At 73.0% G+C, this 16,797-nt stretch carries 13 protein-coding genes; 6 read left to right on the top strand and 7 right to left on the bottom strand.

Annotated features, from left to right (window positions below; genetic code table 11):
- Positions 1-18: 18 nt before the first annotated feature.
- Complete coding sequence (locus ACIF83_RS11620; protein ID WP_399725800.1) at positions 19-2,274, bottom strand: MMPL family transporter; 2,256 nt, start codon at positions 2,272-2,274, stop codon at positions 19-21.
- A gap of 388 nt (positions 2,275-2,662) precedes the next feature.
- Here ACIF83_RS11620 and ACIF83_RS11615 point away from each other — a divergent pair, with 388 nt between their 5' ends.
- The 6 genes from ACIF83_RS11615 to ACIF83_RS11590 all read left to right on the top strand — a co-directional run bounded on the left by ACIF83_RS11615 (position 2,663) and on the right by ACIF83_RS11590 (position 8,118).
- On the top strand, positions 2,663-3,214 hold the full coding sequence (locus tag ACIF83_RS11615) for a DUF1697 domain-containing protein (RefSeq protein WP_399725797.1): 552 nt from the start codon (positions 2,663-2,665) through the stop codon (positions 3,212-3,214).
- 46 nt (positions 3,215-3,260) lie between these two features.
- The gene (locus ACIF83_RS11610; protein ID WP_399725794.1) at positions 3,261-4,304 is read left to right on the top strand and encodes a ketopantoate reductase family protein; all 1,044 of its coding nucleotides are present in this window, start codon (positions 3,261-3,263) and stop codon (positions 4,302-4,304) included.
- Between the two features lie 74 nt (positions 4,305-4,378).
- Positions 4,379-5,290, top strand: coding sequence for a sigma-70 family RNA polymerase sigma factor (locus tag ACIF83_RS11605; protein WP_399725791.1), 912 nt, complete (start codon positions 4,379-4,381; stop codon positions 5,288-5,290).
- Positions 5,291-5,345: 55 nt separating this feature from the next.
- Positions 5,346-5,987 (top strand): DsbA family protein, encoded by a 642-nt coding sequence (locus ACIF83_RS11600; protein WP_399725788.1) that lies wholly within the window; start codon positions 5,346-5,348, stop codon positions 5,985-5,987.
- Positions 5,988-6,258: 271 nt separating this feature from the next.
- Positions 6,259-7,749 carry a hypothetical protein gene (locus ACIF83_RS11595; RefSeq protein WP_399725785.1) on the top strand — a complete coding sequence of 497 codons (1,491 nt, stop codon included), beginning with the start codon at positions 6,259-6,261 and terminating at the stop codon, positions 7,747-7,749.
- A 45-nt stretch (positions 7,750-7,794) separates the two neighbouring features.
- Entirely contained in the window at positions 7,795-8,118 is a 324-nt protein-coding gene (locus ACIF83_RS11590) for a hypothetical protein (RefSeq protein ID WP_393473397.1), read from the top strand.
- A 42-nt stretch (positions 8,119-8,160) separates the two neighbouring features.
- Here ACIF83_RS11590 and ACIF83_RS11585 read toward each other — a convergent pair whose 3' ends face one another.
- The 6 genes from ACIF83_RS11585 to ACIF83_RS11560 form a co-directional block, all read right to left on the bottom strand.
- Positions 8,161-9,498 (bottom strand): protein kinase, encoded by a 1,338-nt coding sequence (locus ACIF83_RS11585; RefSeq protein WP_399725781.1) that lies wholly within the window; start codon positions 9,496-9,498, stop codon positions 8,161-8,163.
- The gene (locus tag ACIF83_RS11580; protein WP_393473391.1) at positions 9,499-10,416 is read right to left on the bottom strand and encodes a protein phosphatase 2C domain-containing protein; all 918 of its coding nucleotides are present in this window, start codon (positions 10,414-10,416) and stop codon (positions 9,499-9,501) included.
- The gene (locus tag ACIF83_RS11575) at positions 10,410-11,084 is read right to left on the bottom strand and encodes a tellurium resistance protein (protein ID WP_393474093.1); all 675 of its coding nucleotides are present in this window, start codon (positions 11,082-11,084) and stop codon (positions 10,410-10,412) included. Before ACIF83_RS11575 ends, ACIF83_RS11580 begins: the two co-directional genes overlap by 7 nt.
- 178 nt (positions 11,085-11,262) lie before the next feature.
- Positions 11,263-12,930 (bottom strand): hypothetical protein, encoded by a 1,668-nt coding sequence (locus tag ACIF83_RS11570; RefSeq protein ID WP_399725778.1) that lies wholly within the window; start codon positions 12,928-12,930, stop codon positions 11,263-11,265.
- Positions 12,927-15,557: a GTPase-associated protein 1-related protein gene (locus tag ACIF83_RS11565; RefSeq protein WP_399725775.1), complete on the bottom strand. Its 2,631-nt coding sequence runs from the start codon at positions 15,555-15,557 to the stop codon at positions 12,927-12,929. Before ACIF83_RS11565 ends, ACIF83_RS11570 begins: the two co-directional genes overlap by 4 nt.
- Positions 15,554-16,795, bottom strand: coding sequence for a hypothetical protein (locus tag ACIF83_RS11560; RefSeq protein WP_399725772.1), 1,242 nt, complete (start codon positions 16,793-16,795; stop codon positions 15,554-15,556). The genes ACIF83_RS11565 and ACIF83_RS11560 overlap by 4 nt, the downstream gene beginning before the upstream one ends.
- Positions 16,796-16,797: the final 2 nt, after the last annotated feature.

Raw genomic sequence — 16,797 nt, 5'->3', positions numbered from 1 at the left:
GTACGGTGCCACGGGGCCTCAGATCCGTACGGTCTCCCCCTCGACCGCCGATGGCCGGACCGGCGCCACCGGCTCCGGCGACTCGTCGTGGGTGAGGTCGGGCAGCCGGTGCAGCCACTTCGGCAGGTACCAGTTGCGCTCGCCGAGCAGCGCCATCACGGCCGGCAGCAGCACACCGCGGATGATCGTCGCGTCGATGAGGACGGCGGCGGCCAGGCCCACGCCCATCTGCTTCATGGACTGCATGGACAGAGTGCCGAAGATCGCGAACACGGCGACCATGATGACCGCGGCGCTGGTGACGACACCGGCCGTGGTGACCACGCCGTGCTGGATGGCCTCCTTCGTCGTACGGCCGCGCATCCGTGCCTCGCGGATCCGGGAGACCACGAACACGTGGTAGTCCATGGACAGACCGAACAGGATCACGAAGAGGAACAGCGGCAGCCAGGTGACGACCGCACCCACGCCCTCCGCCCCCACCAGCGAGGCACCCCAGCCGTGCTGGAAGACGGCGACGAGGATGCCGTAGGCGGCGCCCACCGACAGCAGGTTGAGCAGGATCGACGTGATCGCGACGGTCAGCGAGCGGAACGACAGCAGCATCAGCAGGAAGGCGAAGACGACCACGAACGCGAAGACCGGGACGACCGAGCCGAGCAGTTGGTCGTTGAAGTCCTTGTTGCCCGCGACCTGACCCGTGACCGGCGCCTCGACGCCGTCGACCTTGCCGAGGGTGGCGGGCCGGACCTCGTCGCGCAGCTTGTCGAGGCTCTTGACCGACTTGTCCATGTCGGAGCCGCCGACCAGCGGCACGGAGACCAGGGCGACGTTCTGCGCCTCGTGCACCTTGATGTCCACCGGGCCGCGCGAGGCGCCCGAGGAGATCGCCTGCTGCTTGAAGTCGGCCAGCGCCCGCCGCACCTCGGGTGCGTTGATGTCCTTGGCCCTGACGACCACCTGAGCGGGCTCGGAACCGCCCGGGAACGCATCGTTGATGCGGTTGTAGGTCTGCACGATCGGCAGCGTGTCGCCGAACTCCTGGTCCAGCGTGAGCTGCTGGGTCTTCATGCCCAGCGCGGGCGCGGCCACCGCGAGCAGCGCGCCGGCCGCGACGACGACGGAGACCACGGGCTTGGCGAGCACGCCCCGCAGGACGGCCGTCCAGAACCGGCTCTCCGCGGGTGCGCCCTGTCGGCGCCGACGCCGGCCCAGGAACGGGATCCGACCCTTCTCGACCCGCTCGCCCAGCAGCGACAGCAGCGCGGGCAGCACCGTCACCGAGCCGACCATGGCGACGGCCACCACCATCAGCGAGGCCAGGCCCATCGCCTCGAACGTGGCGAGACCCGTGAACAGCATGCCCGCCATGGCCACGCACACCGTGACACCGGAGACGATGACCGCGCGGCCGCTGGTGGCGGCGGCGATCCTGAGCGCGGTGCCCGGGTCCCGTCCGGCGTCCCGTTCCTCACGCTCGCGGCGCAGGTAGAAGAGGCAGTAGTCGACGCCGACGGCCATACCGACCAGCAGCATCACGGAGTTGGCCGTGTTGCTCATCGGCTGCACATGGCTGACCAGACCCATCAGACCCATCGTCGCCATGATCGCGGTGATCGCCAGCCCTACCGGCAGCAGCGCGGCCACCAGCGCGCCGAAGGCGATCAGCAGGATGCCGAGGGCCACCGGCACGGCCGAGTACTCGGCCTGCTGGAAGTCGTTCCCGAAGGCGTCGTCGTACTGCTTCTTCATGCTGGCGCCGCCGATCTCCTCGATCCGCAGCGAGCCGTGGCCCTTCTGGACCCCGGCCACGGCCTTCAGTACCGGCTCGACCCGGTCGGCGGCGGTGTCCGCGGCGCCGCGCATGTCGAACTGCACCAGCGCGCTGCGGCCGTCCCGGGAGATGGTGCGGGTGTCGTACGGCGACGTCACGTTGACGACCTTGCCGGTGGCGCCGACGGCCTTGACGACGTCGGTGACGGCGGCCCGGAACTCGCCGCTCGTGGCCTTCACGGCGCCGTCCTTGGACTGGATCAGCACGGTCTCCCCGGCCGGCTGCTCGATGCCCGCGTCGTCGATGATGCGTGCGGCGGTGTGCGTCTCGCCCTTGAGCTGGTCGCTCTCGTCCACGTCGACCCGGCCGGCTGCCGAGCCGAGTCCCATGGCCAGGACGACGAACAGCACCCATATGCCGACGGCGGCCCAGCGGTGCCGGGCGCTCCAGCCGCCGGCGCGGGCGGCCAGGCCCCGCACGCGCACGTCAGTGTTCCCCATGACGGGATGTCCCCCTCGTGTGCGGTGACGGCCCCCTGCCGCCACGTCTTCGTTTGTTCGACTTCGACGGTATGGGCCGGATAAGAACGCCTCGTCGTGCTGTCCGGTGAAGTGCCGAGCGCCCGGGTCATCGCTGGGGAGGACCACGGCCCCTTACATCTATCGGGGTTGTCGCGGCCGGTTCTCGGGGGCGGGGCTCAGGGGTGTCCGATCCGCCGACAGAGATCCACTTTGTGATTACGAAAGGTTGTTGAACAAGTCACAGCTGCGTTCAGGAGTTGATCCGCACCCTCCGGATCGGAGAGAGTTTCGCGCAACCCGGCGTACGCACGGGTACGGCCGCCGTGCCCACCCCCACGGGGCACGGCGGCCGCTCTAGGCTGGCCGGATGACGACCTATGCGGCGCTGCTGCGCGGAATCAACGTCGGCGGCAGCAAGAAGCTCCCGATGGCCGATCTGCGCACACTCATGACCGGCCTCGGCCACGACGGCGTACGGACCCATCTGCAGAGCGGGCAGGCCGTCTTCACCACCGACCGGGGCGACGAGGATTCCCTGGCGGCCGAGTTGGCCCGGGCGATCGAGGACCGGTTCGGCTTCCCGGTCGACGTGATCGTGCGCGACCACGCCTATGTGCGGGCTGTGGCCGAGGCCTGTCCGTTCCCGGCCGCCGAACTGGAGGCCAAGCAACTGCACGTCACCTACTTCTCCGCACCGGTCACCGCGGAGCGCTTCGCGGAGATCGACCCCGCCGCCCATCTCCCCGAGGAGTTCCGCCTCGGCGACCGGTGTCTGTACCTGTACGCCCCGGACGGCCTCGGCCGCTCCAAGCTCGCCGAGGCCCTGTCCCGGCCGCGGATCACCAAGGGCGTGATCGCCACCAGCCGCAACTGGAACACCGTGCTCAAACTGATCGAGTTGACCGCTCCGGAAGCGTGACGGGAGCCCGGCCGAGGGCGAGGGCCGGTGTGCGAGGCTCTGCCCCATGCGCTACGTCATCATCGGGGCAGGGGCGGTCGGCGGCACCGTCGGCGGGCGGCTGGCCCAGGCCGGGCGTGAGGTCGTACTCGTCGCCCGCGGCCGGCACCTGGCGGCACTCGCCGAGCGTGGGCTGAAGCTGCGGGTACCGGAGGGCGAGTCGACGTACCGGCTGCCCGCCGTCGACGGACCGGACCCGCTCGGGGAACTGCGCGCCGACGACGTCCTCGTCCTGGCCGTGAAGACACAGGACACCGTGGCCGCTCTGGAGACCTGGGGCGAGACCCCGGTGGCGGGTGGCGGGACAGCTGCGGAGCAGCTGCCGCTGGTGTGCCTGCAGAACGGCGTGGAGAGCCCGCGCCTGGCACTGCGCCGCTTCCGGCACGTGTACGGCGTCTGCGTCTGGCTGCCCTCGACCTTCGTGGAACCCGGAGTCGTCTCAGCCCCCGGCAATCCGCTCACCGGCATCCTGCACCTCGGCCGGTATCCGCACGGCACCGACGACACCGCCCGGCACATCGCCGCCGACCTGGAGGCCGCCCGCTTCGAGGCGCCGGTCGTGCCGGACGTGGCCCGCTGGCAGTACGCCAAGCTGCTCGGCAACCTCGGCAACGCCCTGGAGGCCGTGAGCGGTCCCGTCGACAGCGAGCAGGCGACGGCCCTGTACGCGCGCCTGCGGGCCGAGGGGGAGGCCGTGCTCGACGCCGCCGGGATCGCGTACGCGAGCGCCGAGGAGCAGAAGGAGGCACGCGGGGACAAGGTCACCCTGGTCCCGCTCGACGGGGCCCCGCGCGGCGGCGGTTCCTCCTGGCAGTCCCTCGTCCGCGGTACCGGCACCATCGAGGCGGACCACCTCAACGGCGAGATCGCCCTCCTCGGCCGTCTGCACGGCGTACCGACCCCGCTGAACGAACTGCTGCAGCGCCTCGCCAACCGGTTCGCCCGGCAACACCGGCCGGCGGGCTCCCTGCCGGTCGCGGAGCTGGCACGACTGGCCGACGAGGCGGAGCGGGCGGCCGACCGGTGTGCGGCTGATCGCAAAGGCGGTTGATCTTCCGGCCGGGTTGGCGTTTCGTGTCCCGGGGGCTCGCGACCCGCGGGCGCGTAGGAAGGGGCGGGGGCACGGTGGACGGCGTCACAGCGGACAGCGCACGGCTTGCGGCACGGTTCGAGGCGGACCGGCCGCATCTCGCGGCCGTGGCGTACCGGCTGCTCGGCTCGGCCGCCGAGGCGGACGACGCCCTGCAGGACGCCTGGTTGCGTGTGCAGCAGGCCGATCTCGGCGAGGTCGAGAACCTCACGGGCTGGCTGACCACGGTGGTGACCCGGGTGTGCCTGAACCAGCTGCGCACGCGCCGCAACCGCCGCGAGGACCCCCTCGACCACCGGGATCCGGACGGGGTCCTCGGCGGCGCGGCGGGCGACCCGGCCCGTGAGGCGCTGCTGGCCGACGAGGTCGGCGTCGCCCTGCTCGTCGTCCTGGACACCCTGGCCCCCGCCGAGCGCGTCGCCTTCGTCCTGCACGACCTGTTCGCCGTGCCCTTCGACGACATCGCCCCGCTGCTGGAGAAGACCCCGGCCGCCACCCGGCAGCTGGCCAGCCGGGCCCGCCGCCGGGTCCGGGGCCGGACCCCCGCGCCCACCGCGGACGCGGGCCGCCGCCGGGAGGCCGTCGAGGCCTTCCTGGCCGCGACCCGGGGCGGCGACTTCGCGGCCCTGGTCGCCCTGCTCGCCCCGGACGTGGTGCTGCACGCCGACGCCCGGGTCGTCCCCACCCCCGAACCGATCACGGTCCACGGCGCCGAGCCGGTCGCCCGGGGCGCCATGGCCGCAGTGGCCCGCGCCCAGTTCACCGGCCTCGCCCTGCTGGACGGCCGGTTCGGCCTGGTCATGGCGCCGCACGGCCGGCCGCGGGTGGTCCTGGCCTTCACCTTCGACGACGACGGCCGGATCACCCGGGTCGAGGTCGTCGCCGAGCCGGACCGCCTGCGGGAGATCGAGATCACCGCCCCGGGAGGGCCGGAAGTGGACCACTGAAAGAGGATCGGATTGGGTCGGGATCCTGCACCATTGGCGGACTAGCGTCGGCGCCATGACGCGCAGCGAGAACAGCCGAACGACGAGCCCCGACCCGACCCGTGTCGACTTCTACTTCGACCCCGCCTGCCCCTTCGCCTGGATCACCTCCCGCTGGCTGCTGGAGGTCGAGCGCACCCGGCCGCTCGACCTCCGCTTCCACGCCATGAGCCTGTATCTGCACAACATCGGTAACGAACTCCCGGAGTGGTACCGGGACTTGGTCGACCGCTCGATCGGCCCGGTCCGGGTCGCCGTGGCCGCCGCCGAACGGCACGGCGAGAAGGTGCTGCGCGACCTGTACACCGCGTTCGGCACCCGGATCCACGAGCGGGGGATCAAGGACTTCGACGCCGTGATCACCGAGTCCCTGGCGGAACTCGGGCTACCCGCCGATCTGTTGGCCGCCGCGCACGACCCGTCGTACGACGACGCGGTGCGCCGCAGCCATGAGGCGGGCGCCGAACCGGACTCGGGCGCCTACGTGGGCACGCCCACGATCCATGTCGACGGCACGGTGTGGTTCGGTCCCGTCCTGCGCGCGATTCCGCGGGGCGCCGAGGCGTCCGAACTCTTCGACAGCCTTCGGGTGTTGGCCCGCCACCCCGACTTCTTCGAACTCAAGCGCACCCGCACGGGAGCCCTCCGCTTCGACTGATCCGAACGGCACGGCAACTGCCGGGCGATGAAGGAGGGTTGGCTGATAAACATCCCTCCGGTGCGATGGATTCCCCTTGCCAGTGACACATCCGGCCGAGATGACGCAGAACCAAGAGCCGACCGCGGTCCGACGTCACAGGGGAGCGCCGGACCGCGGCGGCCCGGCTCCCCGGAACCGCGCGACAAACCCCACGGGTTGTCCCTAGGGTGAAGCGCGCGGAACGGCCGAGGGGGGGCGGATGAGTGTGTCGGGGAGACCATTACCGACGTTGCCGCAGTACCGGAAGGACTCGGTGACCCGGCGCCTGTGCGCCTCGGTGCACCTCGACGACGACTTCGCCCTCTACGTGGACCGGGCGCTCACCGGGGACCGGCTGGACGCCCTGGGGCTGAGCCTCGGCATCAACTTCGTCGCACTCGCCCGGCACGCGCGCGTGGCCACCCGCCGCCGGGCCGCCCTCGACCGCCGGCTGGCGTGCCTCGCGGTGGTCGTGCCGGTCGCCGTTCTGGCGGGAGGGTGGGCTCTGGTCAACGGGTACGGATCACTCGGATGGGTGGCGATTTTCGGCCCTCTCGGCGCGTACGTGATCGCCTGGGCCCTGGTCCACCACAAGGAGTCCGTGGGACGTGACACGGCACGCGAGGTGTTCCACTCCGCCGAGAAGCCCGAGCGGACGGCGCCGCCCGTGGAGGCCGAGGCGGAGGACTGGCTGAACGAGCTGAAACGCGCCAACGTCCTGCCGTACGCGGACGCGTCCGCCCAGACCAAGCCGTTCGTCGGCAGCGGAGAGAAGATCAAGGAGCTGGTCTGGCAGCCCATCGACGTCAGCAGACCCGCCGACGACCCGGCCGGCGGCAAGCTCCCGCTGCTGCCCTTCGATGCCGTCGACCTGCACACCTACGTGGCCCGCCACATGGAGACCATCTCCGGACTGCCGAACCTGCGGGCGCAGAACCGGCTCTACGTCATCGGGAGCAACGCCTGTTACCTGCCCGAACTGGTCCCCGACAGCACGCGCAGACCCCGCGCCCGGATACCCAGGCAACTGGTGCAGGCGGGGCTGCAGAGCCCCGGCGCGGGCATGCGCACCCACCTGTGCCTGGAACGCATCGGCGAGGGCGGCCGGATGATCGTCTCCATGTACCTGCGGGCGATCCTGCAGCCACCCAGCCTGACCTGGGAGGTCGCCGCCTACGCGATACCCCCGCTGGACGGCCGTTTCCACCGCGTGGACCGCCTTCCGGTGGCCCCCCGCGAACGCTGGTGGGACCTCGTCAAGTACGCCACCTCCCACACCGGCCCCCAACTGCGCCGCGCCCTGGGCGGGTTGACCGCGCGCAGCCGCTGGCGGCGCGACCACGACCGATGGCTGACCAGGCAGCGCAAGGCGATCACCAAGCAGCACGTACGTCACGACTACGGCGCCAAGGGCAGCCTGCGCGAGGATCTCGGCGCCTGGGACGAGGCGGGCTACACCGAGCGGATCGACGCGCAGGACTTCCTGTTCCGGCTCCAGCAGGGCGTTCTCGTCGCCACGGAGCGGTTCCTCCAGGACCACCATGTCGACACCAGCTCGTACGACAAGGCTTTACAGGTCATCAGCACACAGACCTACAACATCGGTAACGTCAGCGGTCCCAGCATCTTCGGCAACAACGGCGCGATCGCCATGGGCGGTCAGCAGGGCCCCGGGCCGCACGGTGGACCGGGCCCCCAGGGCGGACCGGGACCTGCCGGCTCCCACCCGCCCACGTCATAACCCCAGCCCCGCCGGCCCTCACGAAGCAGGAGTCAGGACAGGACGATGAGCACCTACAACTTCGGGAACATCAACGGTCCCGCCAACATCGGCGATCACGGCCGTATCGAGATCAACCCTTACGAGCCGGCCTCGGAGGCCCTCGTCCGGCTCTCGGACGGGCTGCTCGCGGCACTGCATGCCGAGTACCCGGGCCTCGTGCGGCACGGAGAGACCATCCGGGGCGCGATGATGGAGTCCGTCGGGGACGGCGGTCCGCCGAACCGCGGCCGCATCCGCTCCGCCCTGGAGGCCATCAGCATCGGCGCCGCCGCCGGCACCGGCAGCCTCACGTTCACCCAGCAGCTCATGCACGTCATGGGCCTGTGAGCGGACGGGACCCCGCCGCCGTCACGGGGTCCCGTCCACACCTCACTCGGCCCGCACCACCGCCCGTACCCCGTCACCGAGGTCCAGTTCCAGGCCCGCTCTGAGCGGCACGGTCTGACCGGGCTCGACCTTCTGCGAGGTGCCGTCGGAGCGGGTGCCCGTCCAGGTCTGCCGCGACCGGTTCGCGATGCCGAACCGGCCCGGCTTCTTGGGGTGTTCGACCAACTCCGCGACCAGCGCGGCATCCGAGCAGTCGTGTCGCGCCGGCTCCGGCAGCAGATGATGGGCCTGCACCCGGGCACCCCGGCGCAGCCGGACGTGGTGCTCGGTGCGGGGCGGTGGAGTGGTCACCGTCAGCCGAGGCGGGAGCACCAGCAGTGCCCCACAGCCCCAGCAGGGGCGAGGCGGCGGGTTCTCGCCCGGCTCGGTCATGTTCTGTCGCCCGCAGGACGCGCACTCGACCACCGAGTCCAGCACCGCGCGCAGCGCGTTGCGCCACTCGGACTCCCGCACCCGGGCCGCCGGATCGCGCAGCCCGACCGTGAAGGACCGCCGGAACAGCTCCTGCAGCGTCCCCGCCGCCGCGTCCCAGGTGGCCAGCACGGTCGCGTGCTCCATCGGGTCCGGCGCGTTGGAGTCGTCCGCCGGGTCGAACACGAACAGCGGACTCCTGCCGTACAGCTTGCGCTCGGCCGCCTCGTCCAGACAGTGGATGCCCAACTCCCGCCTCCCTTTGAGCGGGTGATGATTCATCAGGAACATGAACAGCAGCACGGCGAGCGAGTGCAGGTCGGACTGGGTGCCGGGGCGCGCCCCCGGGTCGCCGCGCACCAGCTCCGGTGCCATGAACTCCATGGTCCCCGAGATGCCGCTGGCGTCCCCCTCCACCACCGCGTTGTCGTTGTCGCAGACCAGCACGTCGCCGGTGGCCGGATCGAAGAAGATGTTGCCCCAGGAGATGTCCCGGTAGGCGATGCCCCGCGAGTGCAGCGCCTGGTAGGCCTCCACCGTGTACAGGCAAGCCGTCAGCAGCGCGCGCGGGCTGGTGCGCAACTGCCGCCGGAACAGCGCCGGAAGGCCCTTGTAGCGTTCCGGGCGCAGCCCCATCAGATAGCCGAACGAGCCGCGGTGCGCAGGCACGTACGCCTCCGGCCACAGGAACCGCTCGTCCGCGAAGTCCCGGGCGACCAACTCCTCTACGATCGCCTGCTGTTCGTCGGTCGCGCAGGTCGGGTAGTACCACTTCAGCGCCCGCTCCCCGTCCGGTGTGCGGACCCGGTACACCTCGCCCTGGCCGCCCGCGCCGAGGAAGTCGACGATCTCCACCTCGTCACCGGTCTCCGCCGCGAGGCGCGTCCCGCCATCGAGCATGCCGCTCATCTACGTCTCCGTCTTCCGTTCTTCTGTGTCCACCGGACCACCCGCGTCCGCGGCCTGCTCCACGTCGTCCACGACGGCGCCCCGTGCCGAGCGCAGCGCCGCCGCCAGCGTCGTGTCGTCCCCCGAGTAGCGCGCGGCCTGCGCCAGCCACTCGGGCAGCACCTTCCGCACCCCCGTACCGCCCTCCTCGGCCAGCCGGCCGGCCAGGCCCGCGACGAACTCGCGGTACCCGTCGGCCGACGCGAAGCTCTTCGACAGCCCGTCCGTGGAGAGCACCACCAGCCGCGGGGCGCGCGCCTCCTCGAACACCGGTGCCCAGTGCATCCGCACGGACCGCCAGGCCTCGCGCCCGCACAGCGACTCCGTCTCGTCGCCCAGGTCCTCCTCCGCGGGCGCGAGCGGCCGGCTCAGCGTGCCGTCGTGCTCCACCACCGCGAGGTCCCCGTCGCCGAGCTGCCAGGCCACGAACAGCCACGGCGTGAGCACGGCACCGATCAGCGTCGTGCCGTACAGCACCAACTTCTCCTCGGGCCCCGGCTCCCGGGACGCCTCCTCGACGACCGGACGGTTGCGGTCCCAGTGCCCGAGGGCAGCCTGCCGCCACTCGTGGACCAGGGCGCGCGGGAAGTCGTCCCGGGCGTACGTCATCAGCCGGGCCAGTCGACCCGGCCCGTGGCAGTCGAGCGCGGCCCGGCCGAAGTGGGCCGCGAGACCCACGAACCGGTCCACGGCGAAACGCGCGCCCAGCTCGCTGCGCGCGTGCACCGCCGAGCCGTGCCCGTCCGCCACGGCGAGGACCAGCGGATCCTCACCGGATCCGGTGCCCCGGCACTCGTACCAGTCCTGGTTGCGCCGCTTGTTGACCCCCTGAACGCTGTCCGCGAGCGTCTCCCACCGTCGCACCCCGAGCGTCACCACACGTCGTCGTCATCGTCGTCGTCCAGCACCGGCGGCGCGTACGGCTGTTTGGCCATGGTCAGGGTCTTGCCCGAGCTGTCGCCCAGGACCGGCTGGGAGGCCGCCTTCACGGCCGCCGTGGACGCCCACCGGATCGCGGCGGCCAGCTGCTTGGGGCTGTTGGCGTCCAGCGGCTGCAGCTCGGGATTGCCGAGGAACTCCTGGAGCACCCCGCGGTCCGCGTCCGCGCCGATCGCGACGGCGACCCGCACCGCCTTGCGGCCCCAGGGACTCGCGTCGACGGCCTTCAGACCCGCCCGCCAGTCGTCGGTGGGCACCCCGTCCGAGACCAGCGCCAGCACCGGCTTCAGCGCCCGCTGCGGCATCGGCGGGGTCTGCAGCTCCCGCGCCACCAGGTGCAGCGCCTCACCGAGGTTGGTCATGCCGTCGACCTGCACGTCCTGCCAGGTGAAGTCGTCGACCGGAACCGGGGTCTGGTGGTGCCACTGGGCGGTGGTGGAGAAGGTGACGGTGCGCAGCAGCAGTTGGGCCGCGGGGTTGTCGTGGGCCACCGACCGCATCTCCGGAATGGCTTCTCTGATCGCGTAGTTGAGCCTGGCGATCTTCTCGCCCTGCATCGAGTACGAGCAGTCGAGCAGCCAGATGAAGTGGACCGGCCGGTTGGCCATGGGCCCGCCGGGAATGTCGCTCACGCCGTGATTCCTTTCAGACGATGGGGAGTTCAGGTCGGTCAGGGCAGCAGCAGCCGTACGCCGTAGGCGAGCGCGGCCGTCGCCAGTACCAGGGCGGTGACGAACAGGCCCGCCAGCGCCCGCCGGGCCCGGGAGACGGAGGGGGAGACCTGGTTCATGCCGGGCTGTACCTCCCCGCCTCGGCGTCGTCCGGCCGCCGCCGCTGCCTGGCCGGCCGGCCGGCTCTTCCACCGGATCCGGTGAGCGGTCCGGTGCGCAGCCCCGAGGCCGCGAGCAGCCACAGCACCGGTTCGGCGGCCCGGCGCTGCTCGCTCTCCAGCGGCCCGGTGCCGGTGGCCGCGTGGGCGCTGACCGCCCAGTAGCGGGCCGCCCCGAAGTCGTGGCCGAGGGCGCGGACCAGCGCGCCGAGACCGACGTCGGCGAGCCAGTCGTCGATGCGCGGGCCGGGCACCGGCAGCGAGGTCAGCTGGTCCAGCACGTCCCGTTTGGTGACCACGGTGGCCACGGACATCCGGGACCGCCGGCCGGTGAGCGCCGCCAGTTCCCCGGTGAGCCGCTGGTACGTCTCCCAGGGGCCCTGCGCCGAGGGCCGGGCGCGGTCCGACCGTTCGGTGTCCGCGGGGCCCAGCCGGCCGCGGACCTTGGGGTCGGCCAGCACGTCGGCGACCAGGACCACCCCGTCCGCGTGCGCCAGGTACTGCTGTGCACGCACCCGTTCGGCGTCGCTCACCTGCTCGCCCATCGGGTCGTACAGGTACAGGAGGCGCCGCCTGCGGCCCCGGGTCACGGTCAGCATCATGGCGCGCGGCTGGCCGCCGGTGGTGGCGTGGGCCCAACCGGTGCGGTTCAGCTCCTGGTTGAGGCCGGTCTGGGTGCGCTGGTCGTCGACGGAGGCGTACTCGACGCGCAGTTCGCCCTGCCGGGACCAGGAGTGCAGCCCCTCCACCATGGCTGCCATCAGCATCGTCTTGCCCGACGAGGTGCCGCCGACCAGAGGGGTGTGCACCACACGCATGGTGCCCGCCGCCCGGGGCAGGAACTGCTCGCAGCGCGGACACAGTGCCGTGAGCTTCCCGCGCCCCAGCAGCCGGGAGGCCGGCATCCGGTGCCCGCACCGGCACACGTGCCACAGCACCCCGTACCGCCCGGGCCGCAACTCGGCATGCAGCGCCGGGCAGTTGGGGCAGCGGTGCAGCGCCAGCGGGACCGGTGCGTAGCAGCCGGGGTGCGGGCACCTGACACGGATGCCGCGCAGCAGCAGCCGGCCCCGCTCCAGCCCGCGCAGCCCGGGCACACCGGCGGCCCAGCCCAGCCACACCACGGCCAGCAGCAGTGCGAACAGCACCAGCACCGCGCCGAGCAGCAGCGTGGCCAGCACGGCGCCGACCAGCGCGCCCGCGGCCGTACCGGGCGCGATCAGCACGGCCAGCAGGAGCCGGTACAGCGGCGCCGTGGCGCGCACACCCGAGGCGCGGCGCCCCTGGAACAGGTTCCGCACGGTCCGGCTCAGCCAGGGATCGGTGAAGGAGGACCAGACGGCCCGCATCCCGGCGAGCCCTGCGGACGCCGCGTCCGCCCACGACTGCCGCCACCAGTAGGCGAGATGCGCGGGCTCACCGCTCCCGACCGCCGCGAGCCGCGGGTCGCGGCGGCCCGCCTGCCAGGGCCCGAGCCCTTGCCACACGGCCTGCACCCCGCGCCCGAGGAACTCCCACAGCGTGCGGAACACGCACACCGCGACGGCCACGACCCCGGCCCATCCGAACAGGGCCAGGAGCACCAGCACCAGCACGTCGGTGTTGTCGTCCCCGCCCACGTTCACCGGCGGCCTCCCTCGCCCGGCGGTTCCACATCGCCGTACCAGGTCGCCTGCCGCTCCTCGCGCCGCCCCCGCCCGGTCAGCCGGCCCGCGAGCCGGCCCAGGGCACCGGGGCGGTTCCAGGCGAGGTAGGCGTCCAGCCGGCCCCGGCCGGTGCGGCGCAGCGCCTCCTCGACCGCGCTCCGGTCCTCGTCGGGCAGGGCCCGCACGACGGGCCGCAGCACCTTGGCCAGCAGGGTCGTGCGCGTCGCCGCCCAGGCCGGGTGCGTCTGCGGGAACGCGCTCCAGTCGCCGAAACAGGCGGCCACGTAGGACGGCACGGTGCGCAGCCGCTCGCCCACCCGGTCCCCGCGCGCCGCCCGCTCGTACGCGGCCAGCAGTCCCGGATCGCCCGAGCGGGCCAGCGCGTACAGCTCGCTCTCGGACGCCGTCGGGCGCGGCGTGGCGTAGGCCTCGCTCCCCGGCGCCGGGACGGCCAGCAGCCGTCGGGCGACGGCGTCGTACACCCGCTGCGTCACCGGCTCGGGGGCGGGCTCGGCCGCACCGTCCCGCAGGCGCCGCACGTGTTCCACCCAGCCCTCGACGTCCTGGTCGGCGTCGAGCAGCCCCGCGTACTCCAGCAGGAGCAGCGGCGCCCGGTGCGCGGGCCGCAGCTCCGTGGTGAAGCAGCGCAGCAGGGAGGCGGCGAGGTCCGGTACGGCGGGGTCGTCGGCCGGGGCGGCGAGGGCGGCCTCGACCAGCAGGTCCCGGGTGCCTGCCAGCCGGTGCGCGTCCGAGCCCAGCTCGCTCAGCAGCAGGCTCGCCTCCTCCCCGGTGGGCAGGCCGTCCGGCCACACCAGGAGGAACGCGGTGCGCAGGACGGCCGGTTCGGCGTGCGGCGAGACCCCGGCGGTGCGCAGCACCTCGTGGAACCGGCGCCGCCGGTCGCCGCCGGTCCGCCGTGCCCCGTCGGCCTGCACGCACATCCGCAGGTGCGGGAAGCCGGAGTCGAGCGAGACCGGCAGCCCGGACCCGGCCAACCGGACTGCGGCCCCCGGGGGATCGGCGGCGGCGAGCGCGTTCAGCGCGCCGAACAGGGCCGTGCGCAGCGCGGGGTGACCGTGCACGGCGTCGAGAAGGGCGGGCGGAACGTTCGGGCCGTCGGGGGACGACTCCTCGACCACCGGTTTCTCGACCGCCGGTTCCTCGGCCGCCGGCTCCCCGGTCCGCTCGCTCACCAGGTCCCGGGCGATGCGCCCCGCGAACTCCGGAAGCGCCTCCGTGCAGTCCACGTCGAGCAGGTCGGCGACGCGCAGCAGGGCGAGGGGCCGGCCGGCGGCCGGTTCGGTCGGGTCGGCGATGCCCTGCCGCAGGGCCGGAGCCAGGTCCCGGGCCAGCTCGGCGCGGAGCGCGGGGGTCAGCGAGCCCGCGACCAGCGGGGGCACCGGGCCCCGGCCGAGCACCGCCGTGGCCAGCACGCGGGCGGCGAGCGGCGCCGACACGGCGGTGGGCACCTGACCGTCCAGCCGGGCCGACAGGGCCGCCAGCGCGGCCGGTTCGTCGTCCAGGGGGGTACCGGTGGGGCTGTACCGGCTGTCCTGCCCGCTCCGGTCCTGGCCGGTTGAGCTGTACCGCGTGTCCTGCCCGCCAGGGCCCTCGCCGCTTCTGCCGGCCAGGGCCGTGATCAACACGGGCAGCGTCTCCGGGGGCAGTGTGAACGCGTGGTCCGCCGCCCAACGGGCCGCCGCCGCACGCCCGTCGGGGCGCAGTTCGATGCCGTGGACGAGCGCGGCCACCGCGAGCGGGCCCAGCTCGCCGGAGCTGTCGCGGAACAACTCGGGCCGGCCGGCCGCCCAGACCCGCGCGCACACCTCGGCCCAGGCGTCCTGGACGGGCTCCTCGTCCGCCCCGGCGGTGCAGTCGTGCACCCGGAACCGGTGGTCGTGGCCGACCGGCTCGGCGGACGGCAGCGCCCCGACGATCTGCTGGCGGGCCTGCTGCGGACGGCGCGTGTACGTGGTGAAGGTGAGCCGGTGCGCCCGCTCGCGCGGCAGGACGGTGCAGGCCAGCGCGATCCACTGGGCCACGTCGGCGCTGTCGTGCTCGACGAGGACGATCTGCCGGGTGTCGGTCTCCTCGGTCAGGGCGCGCAGGTCGGCGAAGAACGCGGCGAGCCGGTCCGCGCGGGACCGGGCGAAGGCCACGAGCCCGTCCCGGCGCAGCAGACCCGACGGCTCGAACCGGTCCACCGGCCGGGGCCGTCCGTCCGGGGGAGTGGCGTCGGCCCAACGCGGCGACTCCCAGGCCGTGATGGGCAGCGCCCCGTCCGGCAGCCGTACCCCGGGCGGCAGATGCAGTGCGTGGGCATGGAAGTTGCCCCACCGCCCGCTGTAGTCCGCTCCGGTGTACACCGACCGGCTCAACAGCCTCCCACCGTCGGACAGTTCACTGCAGCTGAAGGCCTTCGGGAAACCCTTCAGCTGCTCGGCGTCCGGGCGGGCGGGCAGGTCGCGCGGCGGCTCGTACCCGATGAGCTGCTCCGCCTCCCGCAGCAGCGTCTGCGGCACGCCGGGGCTGACCGCGGTGAACCGGAAACCCGACCCGTCCGGACCGGGCGGCGCCGAGGTGTAGTGCAGCTGGGCGAGGCTCACTTGACACGCCCCTTCCCCGCCGCGCGCACGGGCAACAGCCCGCGCCGGGACAGCAGCCACAGCAGCGGATCCTCCACCCGCACCGGCTGCGGACCCGACTTCGGTACGTCCGCCGGGGCGTCCGCCGGCGGCGGCGCCCCCAGGGCGGACAGCCCGAACAGGGACAACTCGCCGAAGTCCAGTTCCAGTTGGCGCAGCAGCGCGCCGGAGTCCCAGTCGGTCAGCAGGGAGCGGAGTTCCTCGTGCACGGCCAGCCGGTCCTCGCCGTCGTAGGTGCCCGCGCTGTGCGGGGCGTTGCGCAGCAGCGGGGAGTGCGGGTCCAGCAGGGGGCCGAGCATGTCCGTCTTGGTGACCGCCACCGCGATCGGCGTGGACACCCGCCCCCGTGCCCTCCCCTTGCCGTGGGCCCGTAGCTGGGCGGCCAGGTCGGCGGCGATCTGCTGCGGCGAGGTCTCCACCACGGGCATCGGCGGCCCCTCCTTTACAGCCAACCGGTCGCGCACCGAGCCGAGTTGGAGGGGATCGACCAGCAGGACGATTCCGTCGGCGGCGCCGAGGTAGCGGGTGTAGCGGTCCATCGCCTCGGCGCCCGCGAGGTCCTCACCGGCCGCGTCGAAGAACACCAGCGTGGTGTGCCGGGTTCCGGCGCCGCCCAGCAGGCCCTTGCGGGGCAGGCTCAGCCGGTACAGCAGCGGGTCGTTGAAGCCGAGCGCGGCCGGCCGGGTGGCGTCCGGCAGCCGCAGCCGCTCGTACAGGTCCTCGGCCATCTCCTTGTCCCGCGTCTGCGTGCTCTGTCCCATCGCCGCGAGCGAGGCGTGGTAGGCCTGCCCCACCCGATGGTTCAACTCGTTGACCAGCACGGACACATAGGTGCTCTTGCCGGACGCCTTCGCGCCGACCAGCGCGATGATCCGGCTGTCCTGGTCGCAGTAGTCGCTCGGCAGATCGCTGTGGCAGGACCCGCACACCCGCACCGGCGTGGGCACCCCGCACTGCGGGCAGGGCACGCTGCTGCCCCCGCCGCCGAGCCCGGCGACCTTGCGCGCGGGGGTGAAAACGGGCCCGCGCATCCGGGCCGCCGGAGGTACGCCGGGACCCATGAACCCGGCCCAGGCGTCGTCACGTTCGGGCCCGCAGGGCGCGCCGCCGCGCACCCCGCTCGGGGTCATCAGGCAGCGGTACGGCAGCTTGGCCGCCGACGCGCGGGCGAAGCAGTAGGGGCAGATCACGGTCGTCATGG

Origin of the sequence: Streptomyces sp. NPDC085866, from assembly GCF_044541035.1 — a bacterium.
GTDB lineage: Bacteria > Actinomycetota > Actinomycetes > Streptomycetales > Streptomycetaceae > Streptomyces.
Note: the sequence above shows the minus strand (reverse complement) of the source record. Positions and strands in the feature narration are given on the sequence as shown.